This is a genomic window from Neobacillus sp. DZ-9 (assembly GCF_059587065.1).
Genome location: NZ_JCAIOL010000014.1, coordinates 53,408 through 72,697, shown reverse-complemented (window position 1 = coordinate 72,697; position 19,290 = coordinate 53,408). Strand labels below are relative to the sequence as shown.

Here is a 19,290-nt window from a genome sequence, read left to right as displayed (position 1 = left end):
TGCATTAAGTCTTGTTTTGATAGCTTTTGTCATATAGCAGGAAAATAGGATACTTAATGGTGAATTACTATCATAACGATGATTATTTCCTAGATTTTTTTTAGAGAGGAATGATTGGTAAATGAAAACCTATACCTTAAAAGAAGCAGCAAAAAAAATAAATATCACGCCTGGAGCCTTACGTCAGTGGGAAAAAGAATTTAATGAGTTACTCGATATTCCCCGGACAAAACAAGGGGCAAGAATTTATGGAGAACGGGAGATAAACCTGCTTCTCGATATTAAGAGTATGCAAGAAAAAAAGGCAAGTAAAGATCTTATACGCAAATCGCTCCAACCAAAACCAGAGTCCGAAAATGTTGCTGATGCTGATTTTGAACCCTCTGTCGTCTCTGTAGAGGTCATTTCAGAACCGATAACACCAACGGTTGTGGAGGAGTATCCATTAAATAATGCCAATCTTTTTTTCGAAGCCATGGATACCTATACTCAAAATTTTTTAAATGAAGTAAAAGAAGAAATCCGTAGTGTAGTCCGTAAAGAGGTTTTAGAAGAAGTAAAAAAAGAAATTAAAAATGGAACGTTAACTACCGTCAAATCAATCTCCGATTCCATCTATAAATCATCAGCCAATACACAAGCTGATATACAACAGCTTTCAGAATCAATCGAAAAAGCTTCTGAACAAACGCTTGAATCATTACAATACCTTTCTAATAACATTGCAAACGTTTCAATGGAAACAACAGAAGAAATTTTCACCCTTTCAAAGCAACTCTCCGAAACCACAGAAGAATTGGCTCACTATGTTGATGAAACCAATAACGAAATCTCAAATCTTACTGAAGCCATTTCAGTAGACCGTGAATTTTTTATCGAAGAACGAAATCAATACCGTCAAGAAATTACTCAAAGAGAATTAGCATTTCAACAAATGTTGACAAGCTTTAGAGATGTAGCAGCAGCAAAGGAAAAGAAATGGTGGAAATTCTGGGGTTAATAGATTGTTAATCATTTCGTCGTTCGGAGTTTACGGGAATTTTAACTTTGGAGGGATTCGGTATGAATACAAGCGAGGCAGCTAAATTATTAGGAGTGTCTACTAGTACGATTCAGCGCTGGGTAAAACAGCTCGACCTGCCGATGGAACGAAATGAACGAGGCCATTATCATTTTAACGACCAGGACATTGAGGTATTAAAAGAAATTCATGAAAAGCTTCAAAATGGGACTTTAATTCAAGAAATTGCTCCTGTAAAAGAGAAAAAGATAACTCGAATAGGTATAGTGAAGCCTGTGGAGAAGAACGAATCAATTGAAAAGCTGATTGAAAAAGTAAATAAACTTGAAATGGGTCTCCATGCAAAAGCAGATTCGGTTGCTTCCTACCAGCTTCTTCAGCATCGCCGTGAAATTGAAGAACTGCAGCAACAAATAAAAGATTTAACACAACAGGTAGAAGTCCTTCAAACAGAAATAAAAGAAATGAAAAGATCTCCTCAAATGGAAAAACCACTCGTCCTGGACAACGGAAAAGTCAAAAGAAAAAAGAAAAACTTCGTTAGTTCATTATTTGGGTTATGAATGGACAAAAAAACTGCCGAATGTGACCAACACATTCGGCTATCAGACCTTTAATTCAACTAGCGGTTGAGTATACTTTTTCATAAAATAACTACCAAGAACTTTACATATCAAGAAAGAAATGATGAAAAGTAATAGATAATTTCCTGATATGGAATTTAAACGCTCATCCGGTATGAACGTTTGAAGGGATTTAATAATAAAACCGTGAAATAAATAGATATATAAGGTTCTTTCTCCGATTTTCGTTAATTTAAACTGGGTGGAAGGTATGAGAGCTAAAAATCCAAACATTACTATGAATGTTACGCCATATTGGAGACCACGCAATAACCCATCTGATACCTCTTTTCCTCCCATGTTTGCATAAGATGTATCACCTAAAAGCCATGGAACTGCATCCTTTGGGAATCCAAATCCAACCAATAAAAGTGTTACAGATAAGATTAATATCCCAAATGGAAGTGAGTACTTTGCTCTGATAACCTTTCTTAACTGGTTCCCGTTTAATAAATACCCCAATAAAAAATATGGAAAAAATACAAATGTCCTAGATAAGCTTAAGAAACTGCCAATATGGTCAACGTAACCTATCCCAATCCCAATAGCGATAGCAATCACAAGACCCTTCCATTTAAGTTCTGCAAAGATATATAACATCAAATTCCAGCAAAACAAACTCATTAAAAACCACAGCGACCAATGCGGATGGAGTAAATCAAAATCCAATTTGGCTTCCTGTCCATTTAGGTAATAATAAACAGAGTAAATGGATTGAAAAATTAAATAAGGAATTAATATTTTTTTAACAGACTTTTTCAAGTATCCCGGTTTTTTATAACCTTTTGCGAAGTATCCGGAGATTAAGATAAATGCTGGCATATGAAATAAAAAAATCACGGAATATAAGGTAAAAAGGAGCCCATCGTGTTCCTTTAAAGGACTGATGAGATGCCCAAAAACAACGAGAAAAATTAATATAAATTTTGCATTATCGAAATATTTACTCCTTTTTGAAGTTGAACCCATTTTATCACCCCATAATATAATTCACTCAAAAAGGTATATTAAAATTTTCCAAAATGCTCTGTTCATCCATGATACATCAAAACCATTACGGGAATATGTTAGTGGATTTACATAATGTTTCATGGAAATAACAATTTTGAAATAATAATCAAATATACCCACGATTAAATTACCACTCCATTCTTAATTAAGCCTTAAATGACGGGGGGGCAAAGCATTTCATTTTGAAGGGCATTCAGGACCTGTTAAAATTTCTTTAGAAAACCGATTAAAGTTTTAATGAAAGAAGCTGACAATATGAATCAAGAAAAAAGCAGAAAACGTCTAAGTGATATCCCGTATTCAGTCCTTGACCTTTCTCCCATCATTGAAGGGGGAACTCCTTCTGATTCATTAAGGAACACTTTAGACCTAGCCCGTCATGTTGAAAAATGGGGCTATAACCGGTATTGGCTTGCAGAGCATCATAATATGCCAGGGATTGCGAGTTCTGCCACATCGGTGGTTATTGGTCATGTCGCAGGCGGCACTACCACTATCCGCGTTGGTTCTGGCGGGATCATGCTTCCCAATCATTCACCACTTATCATTGCCGAGCAATTTGGAACGCTTGAATCTCTCTTTCCAGGCCGAATTGACCTTGGTCTTGGCCGTGCACCTGGAACAGACCAGCTGACTGCCCATGCATTAAGGCGAGAGCGGCGAAGCGATGGCCATGACTTCCCAGAGCAGCTGGGAGAACTCCGGGCCTACTTTAATCCATCTGGGAAAAATTATGTCAAGGCCATTCCTGGAGAAGGATTGGATGTTCCAATTTGGTTATTGGGTTCCAGTGGTTTTAGTGCTCAATTAGCGGGACAATTAGGATTGCCTTTTTCCTTTGCTAGTCATTTTTCTCCTGAATACACGAAGCCTGCTCTTGCCCTTTACCGCAGCAAATTTAAACCATCTGATGTACTCAAGCAGCCTTATGCAATGGTGGGAGTGAATGTGATTGCTGCGGAAACAGATGAGGAAGCTAACTGGCTTTCAACGTCTATGCAGCAGCAATTCCTAGCTCTCATCCGAAATAACCCTGGAAAGCTTCAGCCGCCTGTCGAAAATGTCAATGCGCTTTGCAGTGATTATGAAAAGTCATTATTAGCTGGTCGATTAAGTACCTCTATTGTCGGCTCACCGAAAACGGTTAGAGAGAAACTACAAGCCTTTTTGGATGAAACCCAGGCAGATGAAATGATTATCAATTCGCAAATATTTGATCACCAATCCCGCCTGCGGTCCTATGAAATTTTATCTGAAATTGTCAAATGAACATAAAAAAGAGCTTGGCTGCCCAAGCTCTTTTTATATGTTTACAATGTCCACAATCCTGTTACTGACAATTTCAGGATATTTAACTTTTAATTCATCGATTGGAATTTGAAGATTTTTTGCCAGTATCGGAAGATATTCTTTGTCATAGCGGAGCCAAGAGGCGTAGTTTCTTTTTAAAAATCGTTCAGCCTCTTCATAAGACAAGAATGATTGATTTAGTTTCTCTCCATTATGGTATATTATATAGCTGCTATTTCCCTTCGGCAGAATAAAACTGATTTCTCCTTTATGGTTCTGATAACTGCTGCCATAGGAGGCTTCTTTCACATTAAATTCATTTCGATCAGCATCTGGTTTAGGGGGAGAAATTTCAAACACCTTCATAATAAACGTTTCAAATGCTTCGCCTGTCAAATCCGCACCAGAAGCTTTCGGATGGCCACCACCGCCATATTTTTGTGCAAATTCAGCCACATTCACTCCATCGTGAATAGTTCGAAATCCCATTTTCTTTCCGCCAACATTCAATAAAGCAATCATATCAAAATACGGATATTGATTATTTAACGCATTTCCCAACTCAGATAAATATTGCTCCGCATGGACAATTCCGACACAATAATCATCAACAAAGGTGTGGACTATTTGTCTGCTTTTGGATTGAATGTATCGGTTGATCTTCTGCTCTTCGATATCAAGAAGCATATTTTCTGTTTCAGTTAAGTCAAATGTATCTTTGTTTTCCGTCAACCTTTTTAACATCTCTTCTTCAAACTGCTCACGGTTCCTGATGTAGAATAAATCATTTAAACGTTTTGCTTTGATATTATTATTTTCATCCCATTCCCACGTATCATACTGGCGTACCAAGTCGATAAATTCCTCTAATGCCTTATTTCTTTCAAGCTTTCCACGTTCCACGAGGAAATCATAAAATAATGAGGTTGCACAGGTCTTTTTCCCCGTATCATATTCCGCCTTAACACATGCCCATGAATACTCATTAAAATGCATTGCGGTTACATGGTGGTCAATCATTTGAATATGCCTTCCAAACTTAAAGCGGTCTGCCAATTTTTTTTCTACCTCGATATTTACCGCTAGATCGGTTATATACATTTCCTCTTTATCATTCTCAGGATTTGAGATAAATCCATCCACTCTCTGATTTAAAATTCGATAGGAACAATAGGATACATCAGCCTGTTCCCCAAATGCTATTTTTGCAATCACCCCGCAGCCAAGACCATCTAAATCAATATCAGTAAAAAGTTTTACCAATTCTTCCACCACCAAATATTTTTTCCATAACCTATAGTTTGGTATTGGATCTATGTTCTTATACGGTGAGCAAAGGATATAACCTGATTATATGACCAAGTAAAAAAAATCACATCCTTTTCTAATTTAAAATGATACGATACTTGAGAAGTTTCACACAATTCCATTTGAAATGAGGTTATGAATTGAATTTTCCACAACTTAAAATAGGTGATATAATGCCACAGGTACCGGTCTTCCAAGGCGGGATGGGTGTTGGTATCTCTTTAAGCAAACTGGCTTCAGCAGTCGCAAATGCTGGCGGTGTTGGTATTATTTCTGGGACAGGAATTTCAGTTGAGGAATTACGTTCGCATATAAAACAAGCGAGGAATCTTATTAAGAATACCGGATATATTGGTGTAAATGTTTTATTTGCAATGAATGATTTTGCTGAAAAAATGAAAGCAGCCCTTGAAGAGAAAGTTGATTTTATTATTTCTGGAGCAGGCATATCTAGAGATATGTACACATGGGGCAAGCAAGCTGGAATTCCAGTTATTTCAATTGTTTCTTCTGCAAAATTGGCAAGGATTTCAGAGCGTCTGGGTGCAGCAGCTGTTGTGGTTGAGGGGTTTGAAGCTGGAGGACATCTTGGAACCGATCGTCCTATGTTTGATATTCTTCCAGAGGTAATCGAAGCGGTCTCGATACCAGTGATAGCAGCAGGAGGAATTATGAATGGCGGCGATATTGCAAAAGCACTTTCAATGGGTGCCTCAGGTGTTCAAATGGGGACTCGATTTGTCGCCAGTGAAGAATGTGATGCCCCTTTAGCCTTTAAACAAAAATACGTTAATGCTAAAAAAGATGATCTGGTTTTGGTTAAAACCACTGTCGGCTTGCAAGGAAGAGCGATTAAAAATAACTTCACTACCCTTATTAGCGGTCCAGATAAATTAAAAATCGCTAAATGTCTTGATTGCTTAAAAAATTGCTCCTACCGCTTTTGTACACTTGATTCACTACTTACTTCAGTAAATGGAGACGTTGAAAACGGACTAGTTTTTGCGGGTGCACGAGTAGATGAAATTAAAGAAATTCTCCCTGTCCAAAAGATTATAGATAATCTTACCTTAGAATATGCGGAGTCAATTAAAACTTGTCAATAAAACTTCAATTAATGTAATTAGAAAAAAGCCAACCGAAAAAAATAGTTGGCTTTTTTCTATGGCAGGATCTTTATTTTACTCTGAATTGGTGTCCTTGGCTTTGGGTCGGGTATTTCTTCTGGATAGCCAACAGCGAGAACGCCAATTAAATCATAATTTTCAGGAATACCTAACGTTTCTCGATTTTTCCCTTTCGCGCCAATCGAGGACCAAAATGTTCCTACTCCCTCTGCCCAGGCTGCCAAGTTAAAATTTTGGATAAAACAAGCGGTAGCCAATGCATTTTCATCCGTTTCTATTTTTGTTGCTCCTTGTTTCGATAATACTGCCATAAGAAAGGGAGCATTTCCAAAATTCGTTTTATGATTTAATTGTGCTCTTGTTTCCACACCAATAATATGAATCTTCCATGGTTCCGTCATCCGATGATTTGGCGCCATTGTCGCTGCCTGCAGCCATGAGAAAATCAATTCTTCCTTTACTGCATCAGGTTTGAATTTCTTTATGTTACGTCGCGTTTGAATTGCGTCGAATACATTCATTTGACTATCCACCTCTACTAATTTTGTATTTTATAATACCCTCTTTTCAACCCATAATAACAGAACCAAATTGCTTGCAGGAAGAAGAAACTCCCCCAGATTGGTGCTGGTATTATATGCGTCAATTGTGCAAGATTCTCAGCGTCCCCTGCTGCATGAGGCTGTACAAAAATAATAATTAAGATTTCATATGAGCTTTGTACAGAGTCGACCAAACAAAACAGAAGCAATCAAAAGTAATAAATGATCTCTGGAGCTATGGCCACCCTTAATAAGTAAGAACAGAAATGCTGCTGCAAACGAGCAAAGCCAAAATATCCCATAGGGATTACGAACCCAGAATATCAGATTTAAAAAAATAAAAGCTAACAAAATATCAATCAAAAGTATTTGCTGTTTCTTTCCGATTAGCAAAAACCAAAGGAACGCCATAAAAGAAGCAAATGTATAGCCGGCGAGACTGGTAAAAAAACTGCCAATCCAGGTAGACTGATTACTATAGGTTGCACCTTCTGAATTCATAAACAACGATATTCTTTCGACATGGCCTCCAAAAAGGGCAAACAATGCATGACCGGATTCATGGATAAGGGTATTAATAATTTTTACATAATTACCGATAATCGGCACATGAATCAACAGAAAAGCGAAAACGAGGAAAAAGAAAAACTTCGAACTAAATTTATCTCGAACAAAGCTCACTCCACATTCCCCTCTTTTTTTGAAAATTTTTTATTATCTTTATTTTAACACTTTTTTCTAATTTAACATAAAAATAGCTGGCAATATCTATCATTGGAAAGATTGTTCTGACCCTCCCATTTTGGGTCGAATTCGACAAAGTGACAACTTATGTGTTATCATTGAGTTGTCACATTACCATTATCGTTTCAAATAAAAAGGGGGAATGAAATTGATACAGTTTAAAGATATTGTTAAGAAATATCGAACAAAGACCATTATTAACACTTTTTCATTAGACATTGAAGCAGGACAGTTGGTGGTTTTTATTGGACCAAGCGGATGCGGTAAAACAACTTTGCTTAAAATGATTAATAAGCTGATTCAGCCCACATCGGGACAAATTTTTGTCAACGGGACAGATATCTCAAAGATGAATCCGATTGAATTAAGGAGAAATATTGGATATGTCATTCAAAACACGGGATTATTTCCTCACATGTCAATTAAAGAAAACCTGGAATTAATTCCTAAACTGAAGGGCGAAGATCCGGCAGCGATTGAAAAAAAGACTTTAGAATTGCTAGAAATGGTAGGTTTAAATCCCAAGGAATATTTGCACCGCTATCCTAAAGAATTAAGCGGCGGCCAGCAGCAAAGGATTGGCGTAGCCAGGGCTTTCTCCACAAACTCCGATATCATCTTAATGGATGAACCCTTCAGTGCATTAGATCCCGTTACAAGGAGCTCCCTTCAGGAAGAATTATTCCAAATGCAAAAGGAATTGAATAAGACAATCATTTTTGTTACACATGACATGGATGAAGCTATTAAAATAGCAGATAAGATTTGTATTTTAAAAGATGGGGATATTCTTCAATACGATACACCTGAAAATATCTTAAAAAATCCTGCAAATGAATTTGTTGAGGGATTTATTGGGAAAAGACGTGTATGGAATAATCCGGAATTATTATTGGCCGAGGATATTATGATTCAGAATCCTGTAAAAATTACAGCGATGAGGAACGTCTTACAGGCGATTGAGATTATGAAGGACAATAAGGTAGACAGTTTAATGGTTACCGACAAAAATAATGTTCTAAAAGGACTCGTGACTTTAAAAGGCATTCAACTCCTTAACCGAAACACCTCAATTGAAATGATTATGGAACAAAATGTTCTTTCCGTTTCCCATGATGCAAATTTAATATCCGTATTAGCAACCATGAATGAGCATAAAATTGGCTATTTGCCTGTCGTGAATAGCGCTAAACAATTAACTGGATTAATCACAAGAAGCAGCATTTTATCAGCATTAAGCAGCCAATTAATTGATTTGGAGGTGGCGTTTTAATGAGTAATTTTTGGAATTATTTAACGTCTAACTATCAGCAGCTTTTCAGTTTACTAGGACAGCATCTATATTTAAGTATTGTTTCCGTATTAATCGCGATTGTAGTAGGTATACCGCTCGGAATTCTTATTTCCAGAGAACCAAAGCTTTCTAAGCCGGTTATCGGGACGACAAATGTTATTCAAGCTGTACCAAGCTTGGCTTTACTAGGATTCTTGATTCCTTTTATTGGTATCGGAAGCACGCCCGCAATCGTCATGGTCGTTCTTTATTCACTGCTTCCAATTGTAAAAAACACCTATACAGGCTTAACAAATATTGATGGTGATATTCTGGAAGCCGCCAAAGGCATCGGTCTGACCAAAGGTCAAACAATGAGAAAAGTGCAATTGCCACTTGCCTTCCCGATGATTATGGCGGGTATCAGAATTTCAGCGGTAACCGCTGTTGGATTAATGACCATCGCTGCTTTCGTCGGCGCTGGCGGTCTTGGATACCTCGTTTTTTCAGGGGTGCAAACCGTTGATAACAACATGATATTAGCAGGAGCTATCCCTGCATGTATTTTGGCCCTTCTAATTGACTTTCTTGTTGGGAAAATGGAATCTACATTTTCGTATACAAGCAAGAAACGGTCTTCAAGGACTTCAGGTAAGCAGATAAAAAGATGGGTGATTGGTATTGCTTCCGTTCTCCTTGTTACTGCCGGAGCTTTTACGATCTATGCAAAAGCCAATGCTAAGGATAAAATTGTCATCGGTTCGAAAAATTTTAGTGAACAATTAATTTTAGGTAATATGCTGGCTGATTTAATTGAAGACAAGACGGACCTTAAGGTAGAAAGAAAACTTAATTTAGGAGGGTCACAGGTATCCTTCAGCGCCCTAAATAAAGGGGACATCGATGTATATGTCGAATATACTGGAACCGGGTTGGTAAATATTTTAAAGCAGCCGCCCAAAAATGATCCTGAGCAGGTCTATAATATTGTCCAAAAAGAATTTATTAAAAAATATGGGATTGAACAATTAAAGCCGCTCGGATTTAATAACACATACGCATTGGCCGTTCGCCAAGACACCGCTAAAAAGTACGGCTTAAATACGATTTCTGAATTAGCGAAGGTAAGCAATGGCTTAATATTAGGACCCACACTTGAATTTCCAAATCGTGATGATGGATTGATTGGACTTTCTCAAAAATACAATATGAATTTTAAAGATGTTAAAGCTGTTGACGGGGGCCTGCGCTATACTGCCTTAGATAATCATAAAAGTGATGTTATTGATGCATTTTCCACTGATGGTTTACTTGAGGCCTTTCACTTGAAAGTATTAAAGGATGATAAAAAATTCTTCCCGCCATACTATGCGGTGCCAATTATAAAGCAAGAAACATTAAAAGAACATCCTGAATTGAAAAAAGCTATCAATTCACTTGCGGGTAAAATAACGGATGACAAAATGCGTCAACTTAACTATAAGGTTGATAGTCTAAAACAGTCTCCTGCAAAAGTAGCAAAAGATTTTTTGGAAAATGAAGGATTAATTCAATAAAACAGCAAACAAGCCAGTTTCCGAGGAAACTGGCTTGTTTTATTCCTTTAAAAAATGCAAAACCCTGTCATAGGTTTTATCATCACCTATTACTAGGAGCACATCTCCTTCTAAAATTAGCGCATATGGCCCTGGAGAGATGATCATTTCACCGTTTCTTTTCATTCCGATAACGGTACCGCCGGTATTTTGCCAAAACTTCACTTCGGAAATCGTTTTACCTATATGGCTGCAGTCTGGAAAAACCTCTACCTCTATTGGGGCCAAGGGATTTGTATGCCGAAGCTTTCCTGAGTAATCCATTATTTTTCTAAGAGTATCCAGCATCAACTCATCAAGTTTATCTCTTTCTGAGATTATACTATTCATTTCTTTTTCTAAATCTTTAATGCTTGCTAAATTGGAAAATCGATGAATATATTTGATGGCATTCTCTTTAGATGAGATAACAATTCCGCTGCCCATAGCCGACTGAACAATATCGACATCCTCTAATATCTTAATTGCACGCCTGACAGTTTCCGGAGAAACTTTATATTCACTAGCCAGTGTCGACCTTCCGTGAATTTTTTCTCCGACTTTAAATTCACCATCATAAATTCTATTTGCTAAATCAATTGCAATCCGCTCATATGTTGGGATTTGTGCCCTTTGCATAAAAACACCGCCACGTTTCGTCTAAAAGAGGTTCCTTTTTTATTTTATACATTTACTCTTTCCAACAAAAGTCTAAAATCACAATTTAAGACTTATTTTCTTATGTTTGGACATAATTTTAAGGAATTCATTAGAATAGGATGAAATCATGTGAGAAAATTAATTATCATTTTAAGTTCAGCATTTATCATTTTTATGACTTCCTTATTCATCTATTACCTTTTGAAGGGTGATTCCTCCCGATGGCAGGTTGCACTGGGCGGAATTTTGACCAGTGCCTTACCATTAGTTCTATTACGTATGAAAAACACCCCCTTTAATATCCCTATTATTATCAGCTATTTTATTTTTTTATTTTGTTCCTTATTTCTGGGGTCGATCTCAAGCTTTTATTTGCACTACAAATGGTGGGATTCTACTCTTCATTTTTTTAAAGCGATTTTTATTGGGGTTGTTGGGATCGCCCTTTATAAACGGTTAATACCGGAGAATGTCCGCAGCGGCGTTTCGGCTGCCCTCCTTTTTCTTTTCGTTCTCTCACTTGCAGTTTTTTCAAGTTTGCTATGGGAGATTTATGAATTCCTTGGGGACTTAACTTTTACCCATACGATGCAGCGGGGCGGCAATACGGACACAATGTATGATTTATTGAGTGGCTCTGCCGGTGGTCTCCTAATCGCTATTTACTCGGGTGTTAGAAAACAAAAAGTTTAAAACTGGGGGTCTCCTGAATGAATCGGAAACTCGTAATTCTTTTAAGTGGATTGTATGTAGTTTTCATGGCCATTTTAGCATTTTATTATTATAAAAATGGCGCATCCTTCAAATCAACCGTGGCCATAGGCGGGATTGTTTGCGGGGCCGTCCCCCTTCTGCTGGCACTTTTTACAAAGCTGCAATTTAATTTGCCAATCGTCATCTCCTATTTAATTTTTTTAATCGGCTCACAATATTTAGGTTCGATTCGAGGCTGGTATGGGCTTGGCTGGTGGGACACTTTTATGCACTTTGTCAGCGGAGCGATTCTTGCTTTTTCAGGGATTGCCTTATATGAAAGATTGATCCATCGTGATGCAGGGGATGAAATATCGCCATGGTTTGTCTTTTTATTCACTTTATCGTTTGCTGCCTTAGGTGGTGTTTTATGGGAGGTATATGAATTTAGCTCTGATCAACTTTTTGACATGACCTTGCAGGGCGGAGGAAACAAAGATACGATGACTGATTTAATTGCCGATACGGCAGGTGGTCTTGCTATCGCAATCTGGTCGGGGATTCGGACGAAAATTAAGTTAAATAAGGAATAAAAGAGGCTCTTGCTCAGAGCCTCTTTTATTTGAATCGGTATTATTATCCAATCTTTTCAATGGATACTGGTACACCATTAAGGACCGCATTTCCTGATATAGGATCGACAACTTGTTCATCCGTCAATAAATTGACATTCACACCTGGATGTTCTCTTGCGACCCCAAGCCGTGTACCGGTAAGACTGTGCCCCCAGCCATGTGGCAGACTTACCGTACCTGGCATGATATCGTCGGTGACTTCGACAGGCACTTCAATTTTACCAGTTCGAGATTTGAGTAATGCCCTTTCTCCCTTACCTATGCCAAAACGATTTGCATCACTAGAATGAATCCAAAGCGTACAACGGTCTTCTCCTTTAACCAATACTGGCAAATTGTGCAGCCAGGAGTTATTGCTTCGCAAATCCCGCCTGCCGACTAAAACGAGATGATTCGATTCAGACTTAAGCGAATTTTTTAAGCGCTTAACATCTCCCACTAAAATAGACGGTGCCAATTCAATTTTCCCAGATGGAGTTTGCAGAATATCGGGTATTCTCGGCTTCATTGCGCCAAAGTCCATTCCATGCGGATTTACCTCTAGTACTGACAAGCTTAGGCCATCCTGATTTTCCCCAAAATGATCTCCGTACGGCCCAACACGGAGGTAAAAATCAAGTAACCGCTCTGGACCTTCTCTATCTTTTATGAATGAAAAAATCTCCTGTGGATCACGGCCATAAATAGGCGAATTTTCATTTTTTAATTCATGGCTGATCAGTTCACCAATGGTATAATCATCCAATAACTTGAGAGGATCGCCAGCTAAATTTTGATCACTGACCGCTGCTGCTAAATGCAAAAGGATCTGCCAGTCATCTAATTGTTCTGAAGGCAGGTCAAAAACAGGCTTCGAATAATGTGCTATATTTCTTGTTGCAAGATTATAAAAGGTAATATCATAATGAGAATGTTCTAATGGTGAAGGAACTGGCAGCAGCACATTTGCAAGTTTTGACGTTTCATTCATGTAACAGTCGATACTGACCATAAAATCTACTTTCTCAAGTGCCGCTTGGAGACGCGAACTATTTGGTGCCGATAGTGCTGGATTTCCGGCCATACAAATGAATCCTTTTATTTGTCCAGTCCCTTCCGTTTCCATTTCTTCCGCCAGACACGCCACTGGAAGCTCCCCCAAGACCTCTGGCATATTGCTAATTCTGCTTTGATAACGATTGTACCGGAGTGAGCGGGCTTTTTTCGAGGAAGTACGTCTCGTTGCCGGAGTAGGGAACATCACACCACCTTGACGGTCCAAATTCCCAGTCAAAACGTTCAATACATCTACAAGCCAACTGTTTATCGTTCCGAAGGGCTGTGTACAGGTGCCCATTCTTCCGTAAACAATGGCTTTTGACGAGACGGCCAGTTCGCGGGCAATCCGCCGAATTTCAGTTGCCGGAATTCCGCATTTAGCTGCTGCTATTTCTGGTGTAAAATCCAGGGAAAGGGATTTAATTTCATCTAAACCGTTAATAAGATTAACCAGTTTCCCTGGTGATACTAAATCTTCCTCAAAAAGTGTATTAATCAAAGCAAACAAGAAAAAAGCATCCGTTCCAGGCCGGATAAAATGATGTTCATCCGCCTGTTTGGCCGTCACGGTACGAACTGGATCGATGACTACTAACTTACCGCCGCGGTCCCGAAGTGCCTTCAACCGTCCCCTCATATTAGGCGCGGTCAATAAACTCCCATTTGAAGCTAGCGGATTAGCGCCAATCATCAAAAAATAATTTGTATGATCGATGTCAGGGATTGGAAGATTGGCATCACTTCCAAACATCATTTCAGAGGATAGCTGCTTCGGAATTTGATCAAGCGTACTGGCAGAATAAATACTTCGGCTTCCTAATGACCGTAAAAAAGTTGGTGCGTATAACATACTCCCCAAATTATGAACTGAAGGGTTTCCTAAATATACGGCAACTGAGTTCCTTCCATGCTCTTTAATAATGGATTGCAGTCCTTTTCTAACTTCTAAAAAGGCTTCTTCCCAAGTAACTTCCTGCCAATCAGAACCACGGCGAATCATGGGTTTTCGGATTCGGTCAGGGTCACCGTGAAGTTCCTTGATACTGAATCCCTTTGGGCATAAATAACCCTTGCTAAACGGATCCTGTTTATCCCCCTTAATATGGACAACCTCATGTCCCCTCGTATGAATTTCGAGGCCGCAAGTCGCTTCGCACAATGGGCATGTACGAAAATTTATTTTTGTTTCAAGTTCATTCAAAATCAACCGTAATTCCTCCCTCGAGGCCTTATTAAGGATTTAAAATTAGTTTCCCGATTGTTTGACGGCCTTCTAACAGCTCGTGTGCCATTTTCGCATCTTCCAAAGCAAAGGTTTTTCCTATAATTAATTTTAATTTTCCATCGCCAATATAATTTAGTAAATCTCTTACACTATCTTTATATGCTTTTGCATCTTTTAGAAAATGAACAAGCCAGAAACCGATAACACTAACATTTCGTTGCATGAGAATAGCCGGATCGAATTTCGTTTCCTGGCCGCCTGCACGGCCATAAATGACAAGTCTGCTATTGACCGCCATGCATTTCAACGTATTTTTAAAAATGTCTCCGCCAACCATCTCAAGGGCAACATCGACCCCTTTACCATCGGTAGCTTCTAAAACTTGCTTATGCCAATTTTCTTCGGTGTAATTAATTCCAGCATCAGCCCCAAGAGAAAAAGCAAGATCAAGCTTTTCCTTGCTGCTGGCTGTGGCAATGACCTTTCCTGCGCCCATAATCTTTGCTAATTGCACAGCAAATGTACCAACACCACCAGCTGCAGCATGCACTAGTACGGTGTCACCTTTTTGGATTTGGCCAGAAGATTTTAAGATGAAATAAGCCGAAATTCCTTGACCTAAAATAGAAGCACCCTGATTAAAATCTACTGATTCTGGTATCTTTACTAACTGGGATTCATGTAGTGCGATGTACTCTGCATATCCCCCATCATCTGTTAATGCGACTACCCGATCACCAATCTTAAAGTCCGTGACATCCGCTGCAACCTCTGTGATGACACCTGCTACTTCCGCTCCTGGAACATAAGGTAGAGGAGTTTTCGCTAAATATTGGCCATATCTGCGGGCTGTATCCGCAAAGTTCACACCCGCTGCTTTTACCTTTACTAAAACATTTCTGGGCCTTAATTCTGGTAACGGTACTTCGACAAACTTTAAAACGTCAGGTTTTCCATATTCTTTAAATTGAATCGCTTTCATGTTAAAGGTCTCCTTTATCCGAGAGATACTAACCGGTTAGTATAATGATAGCACACAATTAAATTTTAAACTATTTATTTTATTCCTCTATACAAAAAAAGTAGTTCTTAATTAAAAAGGAATTAAGAACTACTTTTACTATTATACCGTCACCGCAGCAAAAAATTCTTCATATATCGCTTGAACGGCTCTTTTTTCATCTATTTGTTTTACACCAAACATCATGCTGACTTCAGAAGATCCTTGATTAATCATTTCAATATTAACACGTGCCTTTGCTAAAGCTTTTGAGGCCCTAGCCATTGTACCCACATTTTGTCTCATACCTTCGCCAACGACCATTATAAGAGCGAGACTATGCTCAATTTTCACTTCATCAGCATGAAGTTCTGTCATAATGCGGTCTTTTATTTCTTTTTCCATATTAGAATCTATCTGGCTTTCTCTCAAAATGACTGATACGTCATCAATTCCTGAAGGTGTATGCTCATAAGATAACCCGAAATCTTCTAATATACCTAAAAGCTTACGACCAAATCCAACTTCCCTATTCATTAAGTATTTACTTACATAAATGCTGCAAAATCCCTGATCACTGGCAATACCAATTACCGGCCCATTTGTATTTTTACGATCAGATACAATTCTGGTACCAGAGGCAGCAGGATTGTTTGTATTCTTAATATGAACCGGAATTCCCGCACGGAATGCTGGGACAAGGGCTTCATCATGCAGAACGGTAAAGCCTGCATACGAAAGCTCTCGCATTTCCCGATAGGTTAGTTCTTTAATTTCTTTTGGTTTTGTAACAATATTGGGATTAACAGAATAAACCGCATCTACATCAGTGAAATTTTCATACAAATCCGCTTTTAGCGCATTAGCAAGGATCGATCCTGTAATATCTGAGCCGCTTCGTGAAAATGTGAAAACTTCCCCTTCCCTGCTATAGCCAAAAAAGCCTGGAAAAATCAAAATGCCTGGACGTTCATGTAGTGAAAATAAGCGATTGTATGACTCTGTTAAAACTTGAGCATTTCCAGGCTCATCGCTCACTAAAAGTCCTGCTTCCTTCGGGTCTATATATGAGGCATCAGCTCCCCGCTTACGGAAGTAGGCAGCCACCAATTTGGCATTATTATCTTCACCACTGGCTTTAAGCCTATCCATAAACCGGTCAGGCTTACTTTTATCCCCATTCAGCCTTTCTATCAAATCGTTTTGAATTTCACGAATGATCTCATCCCCGAGAGCTAATTCGTCGGCAATAGATGAATATCTTTCGATAACGGCTTCAAACTTTTCTTTTGGATCCTTATTGAGTAAGCTTAGTTCTGCACATTCAATTAATAAATCCGTTACCTTATGGTCCTCAGAAAACCTTTTCCCGGGAGCTGATACAACGACCACTTTCCGCTCAGCGTCAGTTATGACTATTTGGAATACTTTTTCAATCTGCTTCCCGGATGCTAAAGATGATCCGCCAAACTTTACTACTTTCATCATGACAACTCCCTATTGTGTAAAAATATAATCTTAATTTTATTCCAATTCTGAAAATAATCAAGTGTTTTTTCCTTTTCATATGGACATTTGTTCACATAGGGAGTACATAAGCTTGGCTAAAAAAAGATTAGCGAATCAATTCAATAAAATGAGCAAGAATTCTAGCTGTCAGACCCCAAATCACTTTATCTTCATAAATATAAAAGTATTCCTCCATCCCCCTTGTCCGCCAATTATAATTTTCTCCGCCGACGATTAAATCAAATGGAAAATTTTCTTCCGGCTCTGCTTTAAATTCAATTCGGTAAATTTCAGGCGCTTTTTCGATAAAAAATGGTAAAGGAACTGTGAATAGTTCCCCGACCTCAGAGGGATTCGCTTGAATGCTGCCTGGATTTGTAATAAAGCCCGCAAAAGGAAATACCATCATCCCAAACGGAGATACCATAAAATCTAAAGGGAACACTTCACAGATATTTTCTCCAGCAATACCCAATTCCTCTTTCGTTTCACGAATGGCAGCTGCTTTTTCATCACAGTCACCGGAATCAATTCTGCCCCCAGGAAAACAAATTTCCCCAGGCTGCCTCCGTAACTGCTGTGAACGGACCTCGAACAATACATGGATTCCATCCTCTTTTTGAATGAGTGGCAGCATGACAGCGTACCTTGAAAATTTCTCACTGCCAAGTATAATAGGAACATGATTTTTTAATTTCGTCAAAATAGTTTCGCGTTCCACGTTTTCACCCCTCATCTCGATATTAATGTGTATGTATTTACAATAACATTTTTAACAGTTTTATCGGTTAAAATTAGCCTATGTAAAAAAAAACAATCCAAGCGCAAAAGGCAGGATTGTTTCTCCATTACTATTCCTATTTTTGAAACCAGGAATACATATAAGCAGTATCCTCTAAATCAATTGCTTCCTTTACAACCTTTAAAGGATGGAAAGTATCGATCATAACAGCAAGCTCCAGCGTTTCTTTCTTTCCGATACTTGCTTCTGTTTTACCCGGATGCGGTCCATGCGGGATTCCGCTTGGATGTAGGGTGATGGAACCCTGTTGAATTCCTTTTCGGCTCATGAAATTACCCTCAACATAGTAAAGGACCTCATCACTATTAACATTACTGTGATAGTATGGAGCCGGAATGGATTCCGGATGATAATCATAAAGGCGGGGAACGAAGGAACAAACCACAAAATTATTACCTTCAAAGGTTTGGTGTACTGGCGGCGGCTGGTGGACTCTCCCAGTAATCGGTTCAAAATCTTCGATATTAAAAGCCCAAGGATACAAATATCCATCCCAGCCAACCACATCAAGCGGATGATGACCTAGAATATGAGAATGAATCGCTCCTCTTGATTTTGTTAAAACCTCATACTCTCCTTTTTGATCAAATGTCACCAAGGCTTCCGGGCCGCGGATATCCCGTTCGCAAAATGGACTGTGCTCTAAAAGCTGGCCATATTCATTTCGGTACCTTCTTGGCGTTGTGATTTGACTAAACGCTTCGACAAAAAGCATTTTCGTCTCTTCATCTGCATTTGGTATTATTCGATAAATCGTTCCAATCGGTATGACGAGATAATCTCCAGGCCGGTATGTGATTGTCCCAAACATCGTCTCTAGCTTTCCTGAGCCATGGTGAATAAAAAGCATTTCATCTCCATCACCATTTCGATAATAGCTTTGCATGGGCTCGTTAATAGATGCCGTTCCGATTAACAGATCCTGATTTCCAAGAATATATTCTCGTGCCTTAAGAGCATCTCCATTTTTTGTGACTTTCGTCGAAAAAAAGTGGCGGTGTTTTAATGATTGCTGCTCTTCATAGATAGGCAAATAATTTCCAATTAAATCGGATTTTACAACTTCTGTCGGCATGTATTGATGATAAAGAATCGATTGGGTTCCAGAAAAACCACGGGTTCCCATTACCTGTTCCCTGTATAGGCTCCCATCCTCTTTTTTAAACATCGTATGCCTTTTATGTGGAATCTTCCCCAGTTGACGATAATACATCA

The 19,290-nt window shown here is 38.7% G+C and carries 18 protein-coding genes; 8 read left to right on the top strand and 10 right to left on the bottom strand.

Features of this window, described 5'->3' with window-relative positions; genetic code table 11:
- The first annotated feature begins 121 nt into the window (after positions 1–121).
- A complete protein-coding gene (locus AC59HZ_RS27395; protein ID WP_496548933.1) occupies positions 122–1,000 on the top strand; it encodes a MerR family transcriptional regulator in 879 nt (292 codons plus the stop codon).
- Between the two features lie 62 nt (positions 1,001–1,062).
- Complete coding sequence (locus tag AC59HZ_RS27390; RefSeq protein WP_496548932.1) at positions 1,063–1,584, top strand: MerR family transcriptional regulator; 522 nt, start codon at positions 1,063–1,065, stop codon at positions 1,582–1,584.
- Between the two features lie 42 nt (positions 1,585–1,626).
- Here AC59HZ_RS27390 and AC59HZ_RS27385 read toward each other — a convergent pair whose 3' ends face one another.
- Positions 1,627–2,613 carry an acyltransferase family protein gene (locus AC59HZ_RS27385; protein WP_496548931.1) on the bottom strand — a complete coding sequence of 329 codons (987 nt, stop codon included), beginning with the start codon at positions 2,611–2,613 and terminating at the stop codon, positions 1,627–1,629.
- 297 nt (positions 2,614–2,910) lie between these two features.
- Between AC59HZ_RS27385 and AC59HZ_RS27380 the strand changes: the two genes are divergently transcribed.
- Positions 2,911–3,924, top strand: a complete 1,014-nt coding sequence (locus AC59HZ_RS27380) for an LLM class flavin-dependent oxidoreductase (protein WP_496548930.1) — start codon at positions 2,911–2,913, stop codon at positions 3,922–3,924.
- Between the two features lie 33 nt (positions 3,925–3,957).
- Here the strand turns inward: AC59HZ_RS27380 and AC59HZ_RS27375 are convergent, their stop codons facing one another.
- A complete protein-coding gene (locus AC59HZ_RS27375; RefSeq protein WP_496548929.1) occupies positions 3,958–5,208 on the bottom strand; it encodes a DHH family phosphoesterase in 1,251 nt (416 codons plus the stop codon).
- A gap of 218 nt (positions 5,209–5,426) precedes the next feature.
- Here AC59HZ_RS27375 and AC59HZ_RS27370 point away from each other — a divergent pair, with 218 nt between their 5' ends.
- Positions 5,427–6,359: an NAD(P)H-dependent flavin oxidoreductase gene (locus AC59HZ_RS27370; protein WP_496548928.1), complete on the top strand. Its 933-nt coding sequence runs from the start codon at positions 5,427–5,429 to the stop codon at positions 6,357–6,359.
- A gap of 56 nt (positions 6,360–6,415) precedes the next feature.
- Here AC59HZ_RS27370 and AC59HZ_RS27365 read toward each other — a convergent pair whose 3' ends face one another.
- Positions 6,416–6,901: a nitroreductase family protein gene (locus AC59HZ_RS27365; RefSeq protein ID WP_496548927.1), complete on the bottom strand. Its 486-nt coding sequence runs from the start codon at positions 6,899–6,901 to the stop codon at positions 6,416–6,418.
- 186 nt (positions 6,902–7,087) lie between these two features.
- A complete protein-coding gene (locus AC59HZ_RS27360) occupies positions 7,088–7,603 on the bottom strand; it encodes a M50 family metallopeptidase (RefSeq protein WP_496548926.1) in 516 nt (171 codons plus the stop codon).
- Between the two features lie 211 nt (positions 7,604–7,814).
- On the opposite strand from AC59HZ_RS27360, the gene AC59HZ_RS27355 reads away from it, so the two are divergent.
- Positions 7,815–8,939, top strand: a complete 1,125-nt coding sequence (locus tag AC59HZ_RS27355) for an ABC transporter ATP-binding protein (protein ID WP_496548925.1) — start codon at positions 7,815–7,817, stop codon at positions 8,937–8,939.
- Positions 8,939–10,495, top strand: a complete 1,557-nt coding sequence (locus AC59HZ_RS27350) for an ABC transporter permease/substrate-binding protein (RefSeq protein ID WP_496548924.1) — start codon at positions 8,939–8,941, stop codon at positions 10,493–10,495. Before AC59HZ_RS27355 ends, AC59HZ_RS27350 begins: the two co-directional genes overlap by 1 nt.
- A 39-nt stretch (positions 10,496–10,534) precedes the next feature.
- On the opposite strand, the gene AC59HZ_RS27345 is transcribed toward AC59HZ_RS27350, so the two are convergent.
- Positions 10,535–11,152 carry a GntR family transcriptional regulator gene (locus AC59HZ_RS27345; RefSeq protein WP_496548923.1) on the bottom strand — a complete coding sequence of 206 codons (618 nt, stop codon included), beginning with the start codon at positions 11,150–11,152 and terminating at the stop codon, positions 10,535–10,537.
- 150 nt (positions 11,153–11,302) lie between these two features.
- Here AC59HZ_RS27345 and AC59HZ_RS27340 point away from each other — a divergent pair, with 150 nt between their 5' ends.
- Together AC59HZ_RS27340 and AC59HZ_RS27335 are read left to right on the top strand one after the other, a co-directional pair.
- The gene (locus AC59HZ_RS27340) at positions 11,303–11,866 is read left to right on the top strand and encodes a DUF2238 domain-containing protein (RefSeq protein ID WP_496548922.1); all 564 of its coding nucleotides are present in this window, start codon (positions 11,303–11,305) and stop codon (positions 11,864–11,866) included.
- A gap of 17 nt (positions 11,867–11,883) precedes the next feature.
- Positions 11,884–12,459, top strand: coding sequence for a DUF2238 domain-containing protein (locus AC59HZ_RS27335; protein WP_496548921.1), 576 nt, complete (start codon positions 11,884–11,886; stop codon positions 12,457–12,459).
- Positions 12,460–12,502: 43 nt separating this feature from the next.
- On the opposite strand, the gene AC59HZ_RS27330 is transcribed toward AC59HZ_RS27335, so the two are convergent.
- From AC59HZ_RS27330 to AC59HZ_RS27310, 5 genes are all read right to left on the bottom strand, one after another.
- The gene (locus AC59HZ_RS27330) at positions 12,503–14,746 is read right to left on the bottom strand and encodes a molybdopterin oxidoreductase family protein (RefSeq protein WP_496548920.1); all 2,244 of its coding nucleotides are present in this window, start codon (positions 14,744–14,746) and stop codon (positions 12,503–12,505) included.
- 25 nt (positions 14,747–14,771) lie between these two features.
- On the bottom strand, positions 14,772–15,746 hold the full coding sequence (locus AC59HZ_RS27325) for a quinone oxidoreductase family protein (protein WP_496548919.1): 975 nt from the start codon (positions 15,744–15,746) through the stop codon (positions 14,772–14,774).
- Between the two features lie 141 nt (positions 15,747–15,887).
- Positions 15,888–17,249, bottom strand: coding sequence for an aspartate kinase (locus AC59HZ_RS27320; protein WP_496549002.1), 1,362 nt, complete (start codon positions 17,247–17,249; stop codon positions 15,888–15,890).
- 130 nt (positions 17,250–17,379) lie between these two features.
- Complete coding sequence (locus AC59HZ_RS27315; RefSeq protein WP_496548918.1) at positions 17,380–17,994, bottom strand: NUDIX hydrolase; 615 nt, start codon at positions 17,992–17,994, stop codon at positions 17,380–17,382.
- Between the two features lie 136 nt (positions 17,995–18,130).
- Positions 18,131–19,288: a homogentisate 1,2-dioxygenase gene (locus AC59HZ_RS27310; RefSeq protein ID WP_496549001.1), complete on the bottom strand. Its 1,158-nt coding sequence runs from the start codon at positions 19,286–19,288 to the stop codon at positions 18,131–18,133.
- Positions 19,289–19,290 lie beyond the last annotated feature (2 nt).